16 protein-coding genes are annotated in these 20,042 nt (G+C 45.4%); 8 read left to right on the top strand and 8 right to left on the bottom strand.

Annotation, left to right across the window (positions count from 1 at the left end; translation table 11 throughout):
- The 5 genes from AC3CHU_RS21480 to AC3CHU_RS21460 form a co-directional block, all read right to left on the bottom strand.
- The gene (locus AC3CHU_RS21480; RefSeq protein WP_102280658.1) at positions 1-972 is read right to left on the bottom strand and encodes an iron chelate uptake ABC transporter family permease subunit; all 972 of its coding nucleotides are present in this window, start codon (positions 970-972) and stop codon (positions 1-3) included.
- Positions 972-2,006, bottom strand: coding sequence for a FecCD family ABC transporter permease (locus tag AC3CHU_RS21475; RefSeq protein ID WP_488525631.1), 1,035 nt, complete (start codon positions 2,004-2,006; stop codon positions 972-974). The genes AC3CHU_RS21480 and AC3CHU_RS21475 overlap by 1 nt, the downstream gene beginning before the upstream one ends.
- Positions 2,003-2,980, bottom strand: coding sequence for a Fe(3+) dicitrate ABC transporter substrate-binding protein FecB (locus AC3CHU_RS21470; RefSeq protein WP_488525630.1), 978 nt, complete (start codon positions 2,978-2,980; stop codon positions 2,003-2,005). The genes AC3CHU_RS21475 and AC3CHU_RS21470 overlap by 4 nt, the downstream gene beginning before the upstream one ends.
- A gap of 87 nt (positions 2,981-3,067) precedes the next feature.
- On the bottom strand, positions 3,068-5,200 hold the full coding sequence (locus AC3CHU_RS21465; RefSeq protein ID WP_488525629.1) for a TonB-dependent receptor family protein: 2,133 nt from the start codon (positions 5,198-5,200) through the stop codon (positions 3,068-3,070).
- Positions 5,201-5,406: 206 nt separating this feature from the next.
- Positions 5,407-7,443, bottom strand: a complete 2,037-nt coding sequence (locus tag AC3CHU_RS21460; protein ID WP_488525628.1) for a TonB-dependent receptor — start codon at positions 7,441-7,443, stop codon at positions 5,407-5,409.
- 240 nt (positions 7,444-7,683) lie between these two features.
- On the opposite strand from AC3CHU_RS21460, the gene AC3CHU_RS21455 reads away from it, so the two are divergent.
- The 7 genes from AC3CHU_RS21455 to AC3CHU_RS21425 all read left to right on the top strand — a co-directional run bounded on the left by AC3CHU_RS21455 (position 7,684) and on the right by AC3CHU_RS21425 (position 16,185).
- The gene (locus AC3CHU_RS21455; protein ID WP_488525627.1) at positions 7,684-8,895 is read left to right on the top strand and encodes an ATP-grasp domain-containing protein; all 1,212 of its coding nucleotides are present in this window, start codon (positions 7,684-7,686) and stop codon (positions 8,893-8,895) included.
- Positions 8,892-10,703, top strand: coding sequence for an IucA/IucC family protein (locus tag AC3CHU_RS21450; protein ID WP_488525626.1), 1,812 nt, complete (start codon positions 8,892-8,894; stop codon positions 10,701-10,703). Before AC3CHU_RS21455 ends, AC3CHU_RS21450 begins: the two co-directional genes overlap by 4 nt.
- A gap of 6 nt (positions 10,704-10,709) precedes the next feature.
- Positions 10,710-11,927: an MFS transporter gene (locus tag AC3CHU_RS21445; protein ID WP_488525625.1), complete on the top strand. Its 1,218-nt coding sequence runs from the start codon at positions 10,710-10,712 to the stop codon at positions 11,925-11,927.
- Positions 11,899-13,764 (top strand): IucA/IucC family protein, encoded by a 1,866-nt coding sequence (locus AC3CHU_RS21440; protein WP_488525624.1) that lies wholly within the window; start codon positions 11,899-11,901, stop codon positions 13,762-13,764. The genes AC3CHU_RS21445 and AC3CHU_RS21440 overlap by 29 nt, the downstream gene beginning before the upstream one ends.
- Positions 13,757-14,959, top strand: coding sequence for a type III PLP-dependent enzyme (locus AC3CHU_RS21435; RefSeq protein ID WP_065207053.1), 1,203 nt, complete (start codon positions 13,757-13,759; stop codon positions 14,957-14,959). Before AC3CHU_RS21440 ends, AC3CHU_RS21435 begins: the two co-directional genes overlap by 8 nt.
- A gap of 276 nt (positions 14,960-15,235) precedes the next feature.
- Positions 15,236-15,502, top strand: a complete 267-nt coding sequence (locus AC3CHU_RS21430) for a DUF3081 domain-containing protein (protein ID WP_065207052.1) — start codon at positions 15,236-15,238, stop codon at positions 15,500-15,502.
- Between the two features lie 59 nt (positions 15,503-15,561).
- Positions 15,562-16,185 carry a CIA30 family protein gene (locus AC3CHU_RS21425; RefSeq protein ID WP_488525623.1) on the top strand — a complete coding sequence of 208 codons (624 nt, stop codon included), beginning with the start codon at positions 15,562-15,564 and terminating at the stop codon, positions 16,183-16,185.
- 82 nt (positions 16,186-16,267) lie between these two features.
- Here AC3CHU_RS21425 and AC3CHU_RS21420 read toward each other — a convergent pair whose 3' ends face one another.
- Together AC3CHU_RS21420 and AC3CHU_RS21415 are read right to left on the bottom strand one after the other, a co-directional pair.
- Positions 16,268-17,293: a zinc-binding alcohol dehydrogenase family protein gene (locus AC3CHU_RS21420; protein ID WP_488525622.1), complete on the bottom strand. Its 1,026-nt coding sequence runs from the start codon at positions 17,291-17,293 to the stop codon at positions 16,268-16,270.
- A 155-nt stretch (positions 17,294-17,448) separates the two neighbouring features.
- The gene (locus AC3CHU_RS21415; protein WP_488526322.1) at positions 17,449-18,216 is read right to left on the bottom strand and encodes a glycine betaine ABC transporter substrate-binding protein; all 768 of its coding nucleotides are present in this window, start codon (positions 18,214-18,216) and stop codon (positions 17,449-17,451) included.
- 267 nt (positions 18,217-18,483) lie between these two features.
- Here AC3CHU_RS21415 and AC3CHU_RS21410 point away from each other — a divergent pair, with 267 nt between their 5' ends.
- Positions 18,484-19,416, top strand: coding sequence for a LysR family transcriptional regulator (locus AC3CHU_RS21410; RefSeq protein WP_488525621.1), 933 nt, complete (start codon positions 18,484-18,486; stop codon positions 19,414-19,416).
- A 156-nt stretch (positions 19,417-19,572) separates the two neighbouring features.
- On the opposite strand, the gene AC3CHU_RS21405 is transcribed toward AC3CHU_RS21410, so the two are convergent.
- Positions 19,573-19,962 (bottom strand): hypothetical protein, encoded by a 390-nt coding sequence (locus tag AC3CHU_RS21405; RefSeq protein WP_488525620.1) that lies wholly within the window; start codon positions 19,960-19,962, stop codon positions 19,573-19,575.
- Positions 19,963-20,042 lie beyond the last annotated feature (80 nt).

Raw genomic sequence — 20,042 nt, 5'->3', positions numbered from 1 at the left:
TTACCAACCTCGATAACGATAGAGAAGAAAGATGAAATATGGCGCGCCAATCACAGACGTGAGAACGCCTGCTGGCAATTCAATGGGTGGTTGTAGACCTCTGGCTAACCCATCAGCGCTGGTAACCAGAATTGCCCCCACCAGTGCAGAAGCTGGGATTAACAACTTATGATTATGCCCAAACAACAAGCGGGCTAAATGAGGTGCTAATAAACCCACAAAACTGATCGTTCCAGCAACAGAAACGCTAACACTGGCAAGCAAAACCGCGGCCAATAGCGCAAGAGCCTGAATCTGTTTTGGCTTAGTACCCAATGTGGTCGCACTTTCCTCGCCAAGCCCCATCACATCTAATCGCCAAGCAAGCCACAATGCCATGGGTAACAACAAGAGCAGTACGCTCCAAATAAAGGGAACTTGCTGCCAGTTTCGCCCCCAAAGGCTGCCAGTAAGCCACACCATGGCCGTGTTGATCTCGATCGGATTGGTAACCAGCAAGAAGTCGATACAACTGGCCAGAAACGCACTCACCGCAATACCAATCAGCGCCAATTTGGCAGGTGTTGGCCTTGACCACCATGCCAATAGCGCAATCAGCCCAGCAGCCAATACCCCACCGAACATCGCCACCACAGGAAGCACACTGACTGGCGCATCGGGAAACCAAACTAAACTCGCTGTCGCAGCAAGGCCTGCCCCAGCGCTAATACCCATAAGGTCAGGCGATGCTAACGGATTACGTATCACGCCTTGCACTAATACCCCAGAAAGCCCTAAACCTGCGCCCACGCTTATCGCGAGCAACATACGTGGTAACCGATACTGATGGATAACAAAGTCGTCACTGGAAAACGCGACCAAATGTTCGATGACTTGAGGAATTGAAAGTGACGCTGCGCCGACAAACAAACCCGCAGATGCCACTAATATGAGAATTCCTGATAACAAAACAATCTTAGTGTGATGGTGCATTAAGATCTCCTCGTCGCAATCAAAATAAAACAAGGTGTCCCGAGCAAAGCAGTAATAACACCAACGGGTGTTTCAGTCGGGAAAGCAATCGCTCGTGATAATGCATCTGACCAAGAGACTAATGCTGCGCCTGCCAATGCGGAAATAGGAATCAGTAAATGGTAATTGTGACCAACCATAGGTCGAACTAAATGAGGTACTAACAAACCAACAAAGCCAATTGGCCCTGCGATAGCGACGCTTGCTCCGGCAAGCAACACAATCGTCAATCCACTAATCAGGCGAGTAAACCTGATGTTACTGCCCAGCCCCACGGCAACCTCTTCGCCAAGTGCCAATAAGTTGAGGTTGCGAGCAAGACTCATTGCTAACACCAAACCAATCACTAGAGGCGGCCAAAGCTGTTGCCATTGCCCATCATCCACACTAGACAGTGAACCAGTAAGCCAATGCAAGACGCTATAAGCCATATCGTCAGCAAGAATCAGCGCTGCTCGTGTCAGTCCTAGCAATAACGCCGTAATGGCGATCCCCGCGAGAACCAAACGTAACGGATGAGAACGTGCGGAGAAAAAACCGCCTAGAAGCATTACGACACCGCCGCTTAGCAATGCACCAAGAACCGCATTAAGGATTGGGTTTAGCTCGCTAACCACAGGTATACCTATTGCAGATAACGCCATAAAACAGGCCGCGCCTGCGTTAATACCAAGAATCGACGGAGACGCGAGTGGATTACGCGTCAAGCCTTGCATCAATAACCCAGCGACAGCCAAACTCGCACCAATAAACAACCCTGCGTAAGCTCTTGGCGCTCTTAGCGTCGCCAATATTTGATGCGTCATGCTGCTTTCATCAAACGCAAACCAGTAGTGAATTAAGTCACTCAATGTTAGAGAGAAATTAGACCACCCGGTCATAGAGGCCGCGTAACCAGATAGTGCCAAACACGACACGAATGCCGTAAATAACGTGACTCTCCACGACAGTATTGGCCAGGATCGCTTACTTTTAGAGAACAACATCGTACTCATGATGGGTCCAAGATCTGCTCAAGATTTTTCGCCATTTGTTCTGCCGCTAACATGCCTCGATTCAGTGACCAAAGTGCTGGTGACACTTCTACAACTTGCTGACTTTTTGCAGAGGTTAGTACATTGAATAACGGATTTTTCTGCCAATCATCAACAATATTAGGATGAGAATAAGCGCCAAGGAGCAACCAATCCGGATTGGTTTTCAACAACAACTCAAAGCTGGTTGGTAAATATGCCTTCTCTGTTGGTTTCACAATAGGGCTCGCAATGCCTAATGTGGTCAGCACGCCCCCTGCGTAAGATGCGGGGCTATGTAACCACATACCTTTATCCGACACGACAGCGAATTGGACAGTTTGTTTGAGCGAGAAATGACTTTTAAATTCAGCCATGGCGTGTTGATGTTGTTGAATTCGTTGTTCCATTGACGATTGCTTGTCGAGAGCGATGCCAATCTTGAGCGCAGACTCCAAATTTTCTTGATAAGTCTCACCACGGCTTTTAAGCAGTAGAGTTGGCGCGATGCGTTGTAGATCTTGATAGACCGTACGATGACGCTCTGCATCTGCAATGATCAGGCCAGGCTTTAATACCGCAATGGCTTCCAGGCTTGGCTGAGAACGCATGCCAACCGATTCCCATGGTTGAACCAATTCACGTACCGCCGGAATCACTCGCGAAGCATCATTGTCATCAGCAACGCCAACAGGAGAAACACCCACCGCAGCGAGTGCATCTACAAATGAAAACTCCAACACCACAATACGTTGCGGGGTAGTCGCTATCTCAAACTGACCCTGCTCGTCTTGTATGACCCTGGTTTGTGCTGAACTGGAGAATGAGAACAAGCATAAAATCAGCAAAGCTAAGGTTATTGCTATCCTGCTGAATAAAAACGGCCGATTAAATGACAGCAGTCCGTTCGACAGCTGCAATGGATTCGAAAACAAGAGTCGGGAGCTGTTTTCCATATTTAATTTTCCTTAAACGCTAGAACCGTGAAAGCCGCCAAGAGTATTGGCGACTTTTATTCGTTATTACTTTCAATAGACTACGTATTAGAACTGATAATTCAGATCCAAAGTGTAAGAACGTCCCGGTGCTGGATAACGACCAACTGGGCTAGTATCAATACCGCGGAAGTAATAGTCCTCATCAAACAGGTTGTTCACCGCAAAGTTCATGCGCAGCTTACTGTTTTCATCTTTGTACAAATCCGAACCTAGGTTGAAGTTCCAGACCATGTAGGCAGGCACTTTACCTGTCGCGCCCGTTGCATCTTCGGCACTTGTATTCGCATTGTCAGAATAAGATTCGCTAAAGTAGTAACCAGATAAAGTCGTATCTACCTTGCTAAACGCGTAAGTCGCATCCCAGCTAAATTGATGCTTAGACGTATATGGAAGTTGATTACCTTTGTTTGCACCCTCTTCCTCTAAAGTTGCATCTAAGTAGTTATAGCCAGCGCCTAAACTCAGAGCTTGCATCGCTTGAGGAATATAACGACCAGAGAGTTCAACACCTTGATGGAGGGTTTTACCAATATTGTCGAAAGTTTCAGTCGCTTTTTGCCATTGAAGCTGATCTTCAAAATCGATTCGGTAAAGCGCTACATTGAAACTGGTTGAATCTTGGTTGTAGCGAGCACCCAACTCATAACTCCATGCCAGTTCACTGCCCTCTTCACCTTTACCACGGATGTAAGCAATTTGTGGTGCTCGCAAAGATTTCTGAGCATTGGTATAACCTACCCATTGTTCAGTTAGATGGTACGCCACCGTTAAACCAGGCAACCATTCTGTCACTTTGTTATTTGTCTTTTCTGCCTTACCTAGATCGTAAAATGCCATATCTATTGATTCATAGCGAATACCAGGTGTTACCTTTAATACATCATTAAACAAGCCAATTTCATTGCTGATATAGCCTGCGAAAGCGTCAGTATCTAAATGCCAATCGCGTGGCGTTGTGGTTACTCCACTAGAAATTGATGTTTGAGTGAGCTTGTAATCAATGTCTTCGTTAACATAGCGCGCACCCACAATCACATTTTGCGTCACGGTATTACCGTCAAAATACATCGCGAGTTTCGGCTCTACCCCATACACCTTAAATTCACGTGGTGACGTACGAATATCAGTAGATGGCTGCGACGGATCAGACCACTCCACACCTTTAGTACTGTTGTAACCCCACTGGAAGAAACGCTCAGAACGATGGCCAAAGGTCAGTACTTCTAGCTCTGCACTATCAGCAATATTCAAATCATGTAAGTACTTTAAGCTCCAACGTGTCGATTTACCTTGGTACTCATCATAAGGGCGCTTAGATTGGGTACGGTCATTCTCGTAATCTTCTGGCGATAAAGCGCCCGGCATTTGCGTGTCGGCATCATAACGCTGCACGAAAGCTTGTAGTTCTTGAGTATCACTCAGTAACCACTGCAACTTAGCTTGGAAGTTTTTGACATCGGTGTCTGAATGTTCACGGAAGCTTTCACCTTTTAGAAAATTACCTTCGACTTGAAGCGCAAGCGTATCGGTTAACCAGCCACCCGTGCGCAGGTAAAAATCATTAAGTGGCGTATCGCCACCCTCGAATACAGTAAAGCGATTACTTATTTCCGTTTGCCACTCGTGTGGAATAGGCTTAGTCACCAAGTTAATCACACCACCCACGTTGTTTGGCCCATACTGCACAGCAGCGCCACCACGCACGATATCAATTCGGTCAAGCATCGACAGAGTCGCAGGGAAAATTGATTGTCCGGTATGACCATAAGGCGCAAGAGTCAGTGGCACACCGTCCATTAGAAATTGAGCATGACCACTGCGGCTGGCTTTCAAGCCACGCACCGAGATGTTAGGCAATACACCCGTACCCGTTTCGTCTTGAACCTTAATGCCCGGTACACTTTGGAAGGCCGAATCAATCGAAAGTGCGCCAGTCTTTTTAATTTGTTCGTTAGTTAGAACGGTACGCGCTCCCGGATACTCTTTCACATCCTCAAGCTCTGAATTACCGATCAAACTGCCCGTCACGACAACCGTTTCCATGGTCGTCGTTTGTGGATCTGACGCGGCAAATGCGCTCATGGAAGTCACTGAAGCGATGGCCATTGCAAGGGTACTTAGACGCAACGTTTGATGTGATTGAGTACAGGGTTTACCATCCAAATTCTGGTAAGGCATGAAAATCTCCTAAGTAGGCAGGTTAGGATCAAAGGCCGTGTTTTCGGTTATATCGGCGCTTTGATCCTATGGGCTAAACGGCCTCAAAATAAGGCCAACTGTTCACTCATTCGTAGTGAACAAAACAATCGTTTTTAGAGTTGAAATAGCTCTTTGAAATGAACTAGCTCCTAGAGCTGAATTCGCTCTTAGAACTGAATTAACTTTTAAAACTGATAGCCATAGCTGAGCATAAATTCGGCTGGTGCTCCGTAACCAATCTGATTAGTACCCGACGTGCCGTTGGTTGCACCCAGAATGTATTCCTCATTAAGCACGTTGTAAGCGTTCGCTTGAACTTTGTGACGACCCGTGGTGTAAGCTGCCATCAAGTCAACCGTAGTGTAGTCACCCAACGCTACAGCTTCATCATTACCCGCGTAACGGTCACCTACGTATTTCACGCCACCACCTAAACGCCAGTTATCGTCTAGCTGATAAGTGCTCCAAAGCGAAAACAGGTGATCAGACACATCGTTCGGCTTTTTGCCTGTCTCTTTGTTTTCTGCATCGAGGTAGCTATAACCCACAGAAATATCCCACTGCTCAGTAAATTGACCGCGAGCTTCTAGCTCAATACCTTGGTGGCGAGCTTCGATCTTGTTAACAACGTCTCCGTCTATATTCGTTTCTGGTTGCTCTTGATCAATTTGGAAGACCGCGGCATTAAGCATCAAGGCGTTATCTAGTAAGTAAGCTTTTGCACCCACTTCTTTTAGATCCGTATGGAAGAATTCAGCCAATTTAGGATTGATATAAATACCCGAGTAAGGCAATTGCCATGAGCGAGCTAAGCTTGCGTACACTGACATATCATTGTTGAGACGGTAGACCAAACCACCACGGTAGCTCACTTTGTCATCGTCTAGATTCTCTTTTGCTGAGCCCGCTTTTTGCTGTTCAAGCTCCATCGAGTCGTAACGCACATTGCCGATCACTGAAAGATCACCAAAGGTATAAACATCTTGAATGTAAACGCCAGTGGTCGTTGTGGTGTTGTCGCGGGAAGGTTTAAACCCCGGATCAGGCGTTGGGCCTGCTACAGGGTTATAGATATCTTTCGGAGGTAAGGTTTCATCTCTTGCGAGCATTAGGTCGATATTGATCTGATTATAATCCGCACCGATCATCATTTGGTTCGAATCCGTTTCCCAAACTAGCTCAGATTGAAGAGTCGTCGTGGTACGAGGGTCGTAACCGAGGTTATTTACACTCTGAGATACTCCATTCCCAGTTACCGTCCCTTGGCGTGTACCCTTTTGCTCAAGTTCGATATGGTTGTATGCTGCGCGGTTTGTCCATGCCCATTCGCTATTCAAAAGCCATTCATAATTAACGCCAACACGAATGCTGTCCGACTCTTGATAATCGTTCGTGCCACCGTAAAACGTGCTTTCAGAGACGTCGACAGGCTTACCATTCTTTGATGGAACACCACGATATGGCACCAACTCTTGGTGAGCATATTCGACATCGAGATCAATAATGTGTCCATCAGAAGGCATCACTCGAATTGTTGGCGCAATAAAGAAATCATTAGAGTCGACATGGTCTACATAGGAATCAGACTGTCGACTTTCCACGTTGATACGACCACTGACCTTGTCAGTAAACGCCATCGAACTATCAACTTGACCAACAAACAAATTGTTGCTGCCAACACTGCCATTTACGTTGGTGAAGTTATCACCGTTAGCTCGCTTGGTGACCAAGTTAATGATACCGCCCGCGGAGCCTCGGCCATAAAGTGCGCCCGCAGGGCCTTTTACCACTTCGACACGTTCGACATTCGCTAGGCTTCGGTACGATTGCATAGTCCCGTCATCACGCATACCATCACGGTAGATATCGTTGAGTGCATCAAAACCACGAATCACAAATTGGTCTCGGCTTCCCTCACCCAGGGTATTGTTAACCCCTGCGACACCATCAAGTGCATCCACTAAACGTACCGCGCCACGGTCTTCCATTTCTGTCTTTGTAACAACCGATACCGCTTGTGGCACATCTAACCACTCGACATCCGTTTTGGTTCCTGACTGAGGCATATGCTCTGCATAACCTTCGTATTGATGGCCAATAATTTGCACTGTTTCATCTACAGTGGCTTGTTCTTCCGCCACTGCAGTTGACACACCAGCCACCGCCGCCAAGGCTCCGCCAATTGCCAAAGCAAGAGGGGACAAGGTCAATCTCATGTTCATTTTCTAATTCCGTTTTAGTTTATAAAATAACAATATTGCGAATAAGAACAAATATCATTTATATTTGCAATATATATTTTTTGATCTATATTTGCTTTGCAATATGCAACACTACTAATGACATAAGAATCAATAAAAACAATAAGATAGAAAAATTCTCTTTCTTTTAACCCCGAAAGAGAGCACTTGAAAGCGAGTTGTGAGCAGGCGACAACAACGTTTTAAAATTAGGAAAGCCCCATGAAATCTACGATTATTATCGTAAGTCACGTCGTGAATGATGCAGTCACTCACGGCTTCGTACCTACCGCAAAGGCGATGGGTCTTCACGTCGTTTTGATCACAGATCACAAGCTCAATCACCTGAAATTGAGCAGTGATGATGAACGCTTTAATCCCGATGAAATTTTAGAATGCGATGTCTTCAACCCTCTTGAACTCATCGAAATCATCACCGAGAAAAATCTAGCACCTCATGCTGTTTTCAGTAATAGCGACCACCTACAAACTTCCACTGCAATCTGTGCACAGTTCTTTGGTTTACCCGCTAAAGATTGGAACGTGACGATTAAGGCGAAAAACAAATACTTAACTCGTCAGGTTCTCAACGAAAAATCGTTACCTAATACTCGAAGTGTTTTGTTAAGTCGAGAGAGCGCTCCTGTATTAGATTTCGATTTTCCTGTCGTTGCGAAGCCCAAGGAAGGCGTGGCTAGTTTAGACGTGCAGCGCTGCGATTCTGCGGCTGAGCTGGATAACTATTGCGATACGTTTTGGCAAAGGCACCCTACTACTCCCATCTTGGTTGAGGCGTTTTTGCAAGGCCCATTGATTACTGTCGAAACCATTGGCGACGGGGATCATTTGGTCGCGCTTGGTGGGTTTGATGTAGAGCTCTCAGCACCACCCTACTTCATCGAAACCGCTGCGAGTTGGAATGGTGTTAACAGCGTTCACTACCGTGATGAATGTATACGTCAGCTTCAAGAATTCGGGGTGGGGTTTGGTGTCTGTCATAGCGAATTCATCATCACAGATTCGGGGCCGGTACTGGTCGAAATCAACTATCGAAGTATTGGTGATGGACGAGAGTTTTTGCTTGATAACCTTAGTGGTGGGAATTGGTTCAATACCATCTTAAGCCTTCACTTGGGTCACAAGCTTGATCCTACATTTCGTATTGATGGCAGTGCCCTTGTGCACTATGTAGTGGCCAAACAAAGCGGTTTAATTGAAGGGTCATCAACCTCTTTCATTCACCAAGAGGGCGATATTGTCATTCAGCAGCAAGTGCTTAAAAAGGTTGGTGATACGTTCCAACAAAGCTATTCCAACAAGGATTACTTAGCGAGAATTTCGGTCGTTTCTCCTTCTGGTCGAACACTAGAACCCGCGCTACAACAGGCAATCTCTCGCTTCAATCTAACAGCAACAAGCGAGGTAACAGCATGAATGAAAACGCGTTATACCTCACTCAGCGACTAATCGATACTTGCTTGCGTGAAGATTTGTTCGGATTAGTTTCTCAAAGCCGATTTGAGTCTCAGCTCCCGAGTGCACTCAAGTTATCTTCTTATCCTCGTAATCAAATTTGGGCTATTTTTACGGGTTTAGACTTTACACTCTACCTGCCCGTTACTCCCAGCTATTACATGCAGCGTTGGGTATACGGCCAACCAGATGGCTCGGAAGGTGATGGTTGGTTCATCGAGAGAAATGGTGTCGTTGAAAGCCAGCAGTACTATCAAGATTGGATTGAATTATTGAAAGCAAGTGCTCACGAAAGCTCGCATTCGTTATTAGATGGTTATTTGCAAGAACTCAAATGCGCAGAAAAACACAAAGGATTGTGTGACAGCGCCTTCAGTCAGCAATCCGAATCACTCTTGCAGCCGATTTCTCAACTAGAACGTTGGGAGAAAAAGCTATTACGTGCCGATCAAATCGCATCCTATCTTGACCACCCTTACTACCCGACAGCACGTGCTAAGTTCGGTTTAAGCGATCACGACCTAGAGCAATTCGCGCCAGAATTTGCACAAAGCTTTGAACTTCGTTGGCTCGCAATCGAGAAGTCACTCGTTACATTGACCAGTCCACAACCAGAATGTTGGCCAACGATGGAGCAAGTGGGTCTGCCCGCCGATTTTGCTCTTAGCCATGAGTTATTCCCCGCACACCCATTAACACTAAGAAGTCTTGATGAAATTCCTGACGGTGTCATTGAAGCGCCAGTTGCGTGTCTTGAGGTGACTCCTACCCTGTCAGTGCGCACTGTGGTCGTGAATCAAGCACCACAGATCCACATCAAGGTGCCGCTGATCATGCGATCTTTGGGTACTAAAAACATTCGCCTAATCAAACCATCTACGCTCTATGATGGGCATTGGTTTGAACGTTTGTTGACGCACTTAGAGCAAACAGATCAAGACTTACACGGCACGTTTTTCCATTGTTATGAGAAACATGGCGGCCACGTTGGAGACGATAAAACCTTTGCTTACATTGTGCGCGAATACCCGCAAAGTTACTTCCAAGACAAAGCACTGGTGCCTGTGGCCGCCCTTGCCAGTCCAATGCCTGATGGACGCTTGTTCTTGGAACACCTCGCCGAACAGTATTATCAGCAAGATACACTGACTTGGTTTAAAGATTACGTTGATCTGCTTTGCAAAGTGCACCTTACATTGTGGATTCGTTACGGTATCGCTTTGGAGTCTAACCAACAAAACGCCATCATTGCATTCGATGAGCAAGGCAAGATGACCTTAGCCATGAAAGACAACGATGCAGCGCGTATTTGGCCAGAGCGTTTCCAAACGTTTGAGCAACAATCGCCCGTAAAATGCGATCACCTTTTAGATCAACGTATCACTGTAGATAACGAGCTTGCTCTTGGTCAGATGTTTACCACTATTACTTTGCAGTTAGACATTGCCGCAATTGTGGAAGCAATGGCGACGAAAGGAATCGCCACTTCAGCTTATCTGTATGAAATGGTCGCCAATAGCCTCTCCCAACAGCTTAGCCAGTTGGACAAACGAGGACACAACACCAAGCTTGCAAACGAGATGTTGTTTGAATCACCTAACCTATACGCTAAGTATCTATTGAGCTCGGGTAGCTTATTGTCTAAAGAGGCGTCTGGCGCAAGCGATATCAATAAGTTCTATGGCTTGTCGGCACCGAACTTTTTATTGCTAACCAGCGAAGAAGCACAACACGCTTACCTTGAAGACATCAAGCAGAGCGTGAGTTAACCCATCATGACCAAACTCATCTATTGTGTGCTTTTAAGCCACTTTATCGCCGCGTTTGCAGCCTTAGGCATGCCGCTGTTTTTACCAATGGTATTGCCAACACTGGATGCAAACATTACTTCGGATTGGGCGGGGGTACTGTTCATTTTGCCGACCTTTTGCACTGCCGTTGCGGCGCGCTTTTGGGGGCAGTTTGCTGATAAATATGGCAGACGTCGCTCTCTATTACGTGCTCAACTCGGGCTTGCAGCAGGCTTCGCGCTGTGTGGCTTAGCCGATAATCTCTCAATGTTTGTGTTTGGTCTTCTCGTTCAAGGAACCTTTGGTGGCACCATGGCCGCCTCAAACAGCTACTTATCCAGCCAAATCAAGGATGCAAAATCACTCGGTAAGTCACTCAATAAAACTCAGCTTTCTGCTCGTCTGGCGCTAATTATTGCTCCGATAGGGCTTGGCTGGAGCTTATCAGAAACAAACCCGCTGAACGCGTATCTGTGGCTGTCCGCTTTGCCGCTATTCGCGCTATTGATCACCTTAACATTACCCATCGATGACTTAGCGAAATCGAAGGGGATTGTAAAAGATCAGGTATCGAATAAAGCTCAAAGCAGCCAAACCAAATCGTTAAATACTCTTTATTGGGTGTTTGGCGCGCAGTGCAGCTTTGCTTTCGCCATGGTCGTCACGTTCCCCTATTTCTCGCCTTATGTGCAGCAATATGGCGTGACAAGCCAAGCGTGGATTGGATTTTTATATGCCCTCCCACATGGTGTTTATCTGCTCTTTGCAGGGAAAGTTCATCTGTTCTCAGAATGGGTTGATCGCCATCAGCTTGAACGCAATCAAGCGCAGCGTACTTTATGGCTAGGCTTTGGTTTGCTTTCACTGAGTGCCGCAATGCATCTCACTTCTTATCAAGAAGTATTGATTATTGCTCGTATTGTTTTCGGGCTTGGCATGGTTTGCTGTTATCACGGCTTGCATCAAGTGTTAGCAAACCAAATTGATCGACGACAAAGCGGCAAAGTATTTTCGCGCTTTGATGCCATGTCTAAATGGGGTGGCGTTGCGGCTGGATTGAGCGCGTCTTTCATATCAAGCTTGGGCTGGCTTGAGGTTCCTTTCATACTTTCTATGTTGGTCAGTGGCATTACTGCTATCGCGCTGATCATCCATTCAAAATTTGGACATCAACATGTTACAGACTCAATTATCTCCAAGTGAACATTACGCTGAAGACCAAGTTCTTCAAAGTCGTAAAAAAGTACTGCTAAACCGAGAAAAAGCCCAACTCAATACCATCACGGGCGTGGTGAACTGTTACCTACGTGAATACGCGATACCAAAGAAGCAGGTTAATTGGCGCTACAGTTCGGCCTCTCTTCCTCAAACTTTGAAAAGAAACTACAACGCTCACCAACGCGTGGCCATTCACCTACCTCACCAAGATCAACCTCAGAAAAATGGTCTGATGGTTTTACCCGTTGAGTACACCAGTAAACTGGGGAAAGTGAAGCTCAGTGATACACCTTGGGCTAAAATGCCCGGTGCAGCTTGGTGCAAATTGGACGCAACTCAAACCCTGACGCTTCTACTCAGTTACCTAAAAGAAATGCTGACGATTCCATTCAATCACGAGTTGGTCGAGCAAATGGAAAACAGTTTGTTGATTACCGAGCAGTTCCTAAACTCAGACAACTCACCTCAGCATCACAACGCGTTTATCGCATCAGAGCAATCGTTACTTTGGGGACATACTTTTCATCCAACGCCAAAGAGTCGTTCAGGTGTCAGTATCGATGATCTGCTCGCGTGTTCCCCTGAGGTTGGCGCTAAGGTTCCCCTGTATTGGTTTAAGGTCGACACTACGTTGCTCGACGTCTTGAGTTCAGATAACCGAACCTCACCAACGACCATGCTTGAACAACTTGCACCTGATGAAAACAATTCAGCAGGTACCATGCTTTACCCTTGTCACCCTTGGGAAGTTTACACACTTTTGCAAAACCCAGTGGTCAAAACGGCCATTGAACAAGGCAAAATCATCCCGCTTGGATTAGGTGGTGAAAAACTCTTACCCACTTCATCCGTGCGCACTCTGTACCACCCAGATATGGATTGGTTTGCTAAATTCTCTATCAATGTACGTTTAACTAACTGCGTACGTAAAAACGCATGGTATGAGCTCGATAGTGCCGTTCAATTAACCTCGATTCTGCATCCCATCAAGGAGAGTGAACAGTTACGTAATCCAGTATTCAAAGTAATGACAGAACCTTACGCAACCACATTGAATCTAGAATCTATGGCTGAACAAGAACATGCGGATGTTATTAAGGCTCGAGAGTCGTTTGGTATTTTGTATAGAGAGAATTTCACCTTAAGCGAAACCGATATTTTGCAACCAACGTTAGCGGGTGCCCTCTTTGCTTACGATACAGACGGGAACAGTTGCATCGCCACTCAACTCAAACAAAAAGCGCAAACAACACAATCCCAATATGAAAATATCGCCACGCTGTGGTTTGAGCGCTATCTGCATTGTTTGATTCCGGGCGTCTTTAACTACTACTTCAAACATGGGGTTGCGTTTGAACCTCATTTACAAAATACGTTGATTGGATTTGAAAAAGGCATGCCTTGCTGTGTATGGATTCGAGACTTAGAAGGTACCAAGCTACTACAAGAGTTTTGGCCATCAGAAACACTTCAGCAACTTTCAGAACGTGCTCGTCAATCGGTGTACTACAGTCGTGAGCAAGGTTGGAACCGTATTGGCTATTGCACCTTCATAAACAATATCAGTGAGGCCATTTTCTTTATCGCTGAGGGTAATTCGGCACTTGAGAGCTCGTTATGGGGAACTTTAAAAGACGCTATCGTCCGCTGGCAGTCGATCAATGGTCAGCAACCCGAACTAATGGCATTGCTTAACGATGGTCATTTCCCAAGCAAAAATAACTTCACAACACGTTTGATGCAAAATGCCGATAAAGAGTCCGGTTACACCCAAGTTGCAGCACCGTGGCCAACTCATTCAAAAGGAGTTCACCATGCTTAATTCTCCTCAACTTTCTGCCTCTATCCATCAAGAAATACAGCAATTGGCCAAGCAACAAACTCAACCATTATGTGCTTATCTTTATGACCTCGATGCGTTGGAGCTGCACATTAAGCAGATGCGCCATGTATTACCGAAAAACGTCGAACTATTTTATGCCGCGAAAGCAAATCCTTCTGCGCCAATACTGCGCACTTTAGCCCCTTATGTTGATGGTTTTGAAGCGGCATCAGGCGGTGAGCTTACACACCTCCACCAACAACAACTCGACAAACCACTGATCTTTGGTGGCCCGGGGAAAATGCCCAGTGAGCTAGAGCAAGCGATTGAGCTCGATGTCGATGCCATTCATGTAGAGAGCCTCACTGAGTTACAACGCATTGGTTCTTTAACACAAAAGTTGAATCGACCTGCTTCGATCTTCCTGCGTATGAACATAGACATTGGTGACATCACACTTAGCAAATTAGCCATGGGCGGAAAGCCCACCCCATTTGGTTTAGATGAAAGTGAGTTAAACAACGCGCTGATGTATTTACGTGATTTCCCGTTAATCAAACTGAAAGGCTTTCACTTCCATTTGATGTCACATCAACTCGACGTTGATCGCCACCTCGCCTTGATGCAACGCTATTTCCAAGTGGTTAAAGAGTGGCAAAAAACGTTCTCACTCGATGAATTGATCATCAACCTTGGTGGTGGCATGGGGATCAATTACCAAAACCCTAAACAACATTTTCCTTGGATGGAGTTTTGCGACAAATTGGAGTTCCTGATTTCCAAGGAACATTTACAAGATTGGAAGCTGCGTTTTGAATGTGGCCGCTACATCTCTGCACCTTGTGGCTATTACGTAATGGAGGTCTTGGATATTAAACAAAATCTTGGCGAGCATTTTGTGATTGCCCGTGGTGGCACGCATCATTTCCGTACTCCGGCAGCGCAAAGCCATGACCACCCTTTTGCAATCGTGAAAAGTAATCAGCAACCCACGATTTCACATCCGATAAACCATGCCACAGCCACGTTGGTTGGACAGCTTTGTACGCCAAAAGATGTTCTGGCACGAAATCAACATATCGAGCAGGTCGATATCGGTGACTATGTGGTGTTCACTCTAGCAGGCGCTTATGCTTGGAACATCTCGCATCAAAACTTCTTAATGCATAAGCCTCCAGTGTTTCATTACTTCTAGGCATCCGGGTGTGCTCTATGATTTCTAACTGATAGTTTGAATTAAAACTCCATAGAGCCAGCTAAAGACACTAAATATAAAAAACACTAAATAAAAAGGCGTTAGTAAACTCAAGTCTACTAACGCCTTTCTTCTGTTTATCTTAGCCCTTTTGCCAAACAGCTAAAGTGATTGAACACTCGACTCCCCACTGTGATCGCAATGCAGGACCAAACCGTAGTTAATTCGAATACAAGCACTTAGCATTTTTCATCGACTACGCAGCGGGAGTGGTACATGGACAACAGAATCACCATTTTAGAGTTTCTCAGAGTGTTCGATTGCATTCGCTCTTCGGGCAAGCAATTGGACAGCAAGTATCAATTGGGCGAGATGGTAGCGTGGCACGATTACGATGGTTACACCTGTTGGTTAAACTACCGAGACGTTACCGTGACCCTAATGTTCCACGGTTCATTGAAGATCGAATACGACAAAGCATCGAACTATGAAGACTTCATCAAGCGTTGTTTAGCTATGCTTGAAACTGAACCTTCTTCATAAGTTATTCATCGCTATCGAGTAAACAACGCTGAGCCTACGGGGAAAGAGCGGAGAAATTCATGAACGGAGCCAAATGTAAAACACGGTTACCACTTAGGTTAATCACACCTTTACTCCTTCTACTCTGCCTACATTCGTTAAGTCTTAAGGCAGATGCAACAGGGACAAACATGATCGACTTTACACAAGCTAGTGAGCATCAAAAATGGACAGTGACTAACGACGATGTAATGGGCGGCATCTCAACAGGCGAGCTCATTTATCTTAATAACATGAGTCGATTTAGGGGAGAGCTCTCGCTAGAAAATAATGGTGGTTTCAGTTCTGTAAAGCGCTCCATTGAATCACCTGCCCATGAAATAGATAGTGCAGAGCTGATATTCGTTGGTGATGGTCGCACCTACCAACTGAGGTTCACCACTTGGAAGGAGGGTAATCGAGTTCAATACAAACACGATTTCGATACCATAAAGGGAGAGCAGCTAAACAAGGTCTTCCACTTCAATGATTTTCAAGCGGTGTTCAGAGGTCGGCTACTGAGCGATGCCCCGGAACTTAAGGCACAAGACATCAAGCAAATTGGCTTTTTGATTGCAGACAAACAGCCCTCGCCTTTTGAGCTAGACCTAATACAGCTTCAATTCAAAACATCGCAACCTATCCCATCACCAGAAGCTGACTAAACCGAAAACAAACAAAAGCCCTTGATACCTTTTTGACTAACAACAAGATATCAAGGGCTTCTTCTATTTAAACCGTCAACGATTAGTATTTGATGGCTGTTTTACCAATAGAAGCACTGCTTTCAATACGTTGGTGTGCATCTTTAATTGTATCCACACTAAAGCCATTTAAGGTCGTGGTCAGCGTCGATTTAATACGACCCGCATCAATCAGATTCGCGGCTTGGAATAGGATGTCTTGCTGCTTCTGGATATCGTCGGTGTTGAACAGTGAACGTGTAAACATCAGTTCCCAAATAAAGCCTGCTGATTTGCCTTGCAGCGCTGATAAGTCAATCCCGCCATCGAACTCTACAATCGAACTGATCAGGCCTTGTGGTGCAATCAGCTCAACCATCGCATCCCAGTGCCCTTTTGTATCAGCAACATTGAAGATGTAGTCGACATGTTGAATGCCTTGCTCTCGCACAGACTCGACAAGGTTACGGTGGTTCACCACATAGTCCGCCCCCATATCTCTTACCCACTGTTCAGTTTCAGGTCTTGAAGCTGTTGCGATAACATTTAGGTTGGTCAGTTGCTTAGCCAGTTGAATCGTAAGTGAACCTACACCGCCTGCTCCACCAATGATCAGGATAGATTTTTTCTCTTCAGGGCGAACACGCAAGCGGTCGAACAATGCTTCCCAAGCGGTAAGTGTTGCTAGTGGCATAACGGCTACAGCTTCATCTGAAAGACTCTTCGGCGCTTTAGTGGTAATACGGTAGTCCACAGCTTGGAATTCTGCGTTAGCCCCCATACGTGTTACGTCACCCGCATAGTACACACGGTCACCGACTTCGAAGCCTTCAACGTCAGCACCTTTGCCAACAACTTCACCGACTGCGTCATAACCCAACACTTTAGGTTGTTCGAGTGTTTTATCCTTGGCACTACGAATACGAATTTTTGCGTCAGCAGGGTTAATAGAAGTCGCGCTCACTTTTACCAGCAAGTCATTATTTTTTAGTTCTGGCAGACTCGTTTCAAACTCAAATAAACTGTCTTGCTCTGTAATCGCAAGTGATTGAGTAAATCCGATAGCTTTCATTTTTGATGGTAATGACATGGTGCTTTCTCCTTAAATTTGATGAGTTAATCTTAGAGAACTCTCACTCTAGATAAACAGTCTAGCTTTTGAATGGTTATCAAATATTTTTTGACAATCGTATTACCGCTGCTGCGCAACACGACAATCTAATGGTCTTGCCAACGACATTGAGGTTAAATCAGGCCTTTCTCAATCAACCAATCATGTGTGACTTGATCTTGTGGTTTACCTTCACGGCAAACTTTGTAATCCAGCTCGGCGATAATGTCATTCGAGAAGCGTAGGGAATCCAACTTCTGAATCTGCTCTTCGTTAAACAAGTGCTTCTTGTCATCTCTTAAAAGCAGTACCGCTCTGTCAACGATTCCGAGTAAGCCTTTAGGCTCTTTAAGTTCTCGAATATCGTAACGATGGTGCAAAAACTGAGGTTTCCACAGTGGCACTACCACCCACTCTTTGTTTGCGACCGCACTTTCAAAGGCACTGAAACAATCGTCTTCACTGCCAGGAAAGAACTGGTAACCAGCATCGCTCAGGCCATAGTCTTTCATCATCTGGATAGAGAAGCGTGTGATACCAGCACCGGGGTTGATACCCTGGATGGTCGAGTTCATTTTCTCGATCACTTCGGCTTTTAATAAATCAGAGACTTCACAAACCACCTCTTCAGGCACATAGTCTGGTACGCCCCACAAGGCATAAGGTTCATAATGAAGCCCAAGCTCGATAAGCGGCTCAACTTCCTCAACGCCCGCTTTGTAGATACCGTGACTTGATGGCAGCCACGCAGAAGAAAGCATATCCACTTGGCCTGTTTTGAGCTTTTCAAAGTTCTCTTGATGTGGAGAGAATATACGCTCTACCTCAAAACCCATGGTTTTCAATACATTGGCAACCAATGAAGCGGTCGTACGGTGGAACGACAAATCCGTTACACCCATTGTGATTATCTTAGTCATCTTATCCCCCTAGATCGTAGGCTTCGTCCATACGTTGTGTACTGCGCTACGTTGTCGATAGGGGAAATGATAGTGAGAAAATTACTAATGAAAAACAGCTTCACATTTGAATTATTATCAAATTAATTTTGACAATTAAGTGTTTGAAGCTAACTTAGAAGCGATAAGTAGAGATAACCCATTTGCAGAGTGTGATCGGGAAATATCCCAACCCCATGTTTAGAACATAATTCAATACAGGTAGATAACATGCTTCTTGAAGACTTACAGGTCATTTTGAAAGTGGCGGAGTTTCGCAGTATCACCGCTGCAGCCACCAACCTTGATATGCGCACTGCCACCGCAAGCGCTGCCGTGAAACGTGTTGAGGCCGCGTTAGGCGCTGAATTGTTTGTCAGGACCACGCGCCACCTTAGGTTGTCTACCGCGGGTGAGCGTTATCTGCCTGAATGTGAACAAGCGTTGAAAATGTTGGATCAAGCGAAGCTTAACATGCGCGAGGAGCTCGGTATTGTTGACGGTGAAATTCGTATCGCGCTTTCATCGGATCTAGGGCGAAACTTAATCACACCTTGGCTTGATGAATTTTTACTGGAATACCCTAACGCCGCACTACGTACTAGCATCAGCAATAGCAATATCGATTTTTACCGTGATTCTGTTGATATGGCGTTGCGTTATGGCTCCCCGACTGATGCCAACATGTATGGCTTTAAAATCTGCGATGTACCCAGAATATTGTGTGCGGCCCCTGAATACTTGGCTGAAATGGGAACACCAAAACGCCCGAGTGACTTAACTCAACACAATGGTTTGCTCTACCAACTTCATGACATATTGCAAGACGAGTGGATATTCAACGATGGCACTCAAGATCATAAAGTGAAACTAAAAGGGAACCGCGCCTCGAACGACGCTGATCTTGTAAGACGTTGGTGTATCGCGGGTAAAGGAGTGGCAATAAAATCTTGTCTAGACATGTCTCCTCATCTGCTTTCAGGCGAAGTGGTTAAAGTCATTCCTGAATTTAAACCAACACCTACAGAGTTGTGGTTAGTATGCCCAAGTCGTCAATCCATCACCCCTACTGTGCGTCTACTGAGAGATTTATTCAGAGAGAAGACCGCAGAGATCCTTTCGCAACTGAGCGAAAAAGGCATTATAGAAAGCAAAATATCATAGGATCTAATGCAGCTTAGAGATAAGAAGTAGAGATACAAAAAAGGCGTTAGCGAACTTCAATTCGCTAACGCCTTTAATCATTTGAACATCATATGGGTATGATGAACATACTGACTTTATTACAAGTACTTGGTTTAATAACCTTAATACAAGAGTTTAGTTTGACTCGTCTTCAACAACGTCACAACCTGCACAGCACTGAAGAGCAATTTCATGTTCGAAGGTGATGGTGTCTTCGCCTTCTTCCAGTAGCTCTGCGATTTCATCCGCGACTTCTTTCTCATCATCCGCTTCAATTTCGCTTGCTAGCTCTTCTTCTGAATAACCGAAGAAGTTAAGCAATAGGTACTCACGAGCTTCCTCTTTAGTACATACCACGTTTGCTGAAAGATCAGGTGTAATCTCACCTTGCGCAAGCGTTGCTGTCAGTTGAGCTATCACATCTTCTTTCATCGCAAGCGTTAACCAACCAAGATCAGTACTTACCGTCGTTTTTTTACAGTCGAAGCAAGGCAGTTGATGAAAATAGTATTGAAAGGTAGTCATAAGTAATTTCTTCTTTAAATGTTGTATAGCGAGATTATGCGCGTTTTGTAGCAAAATACTATCTCAATCACAACCTAAGG

This window comes from Vibrio sp. QJM3NY_39 (assembly GCF_057785895.1).
Note: the sequence above shows the minus strand (reverse complement) of the source record. Positions and strands in the feature narration are given on the sequence as shown.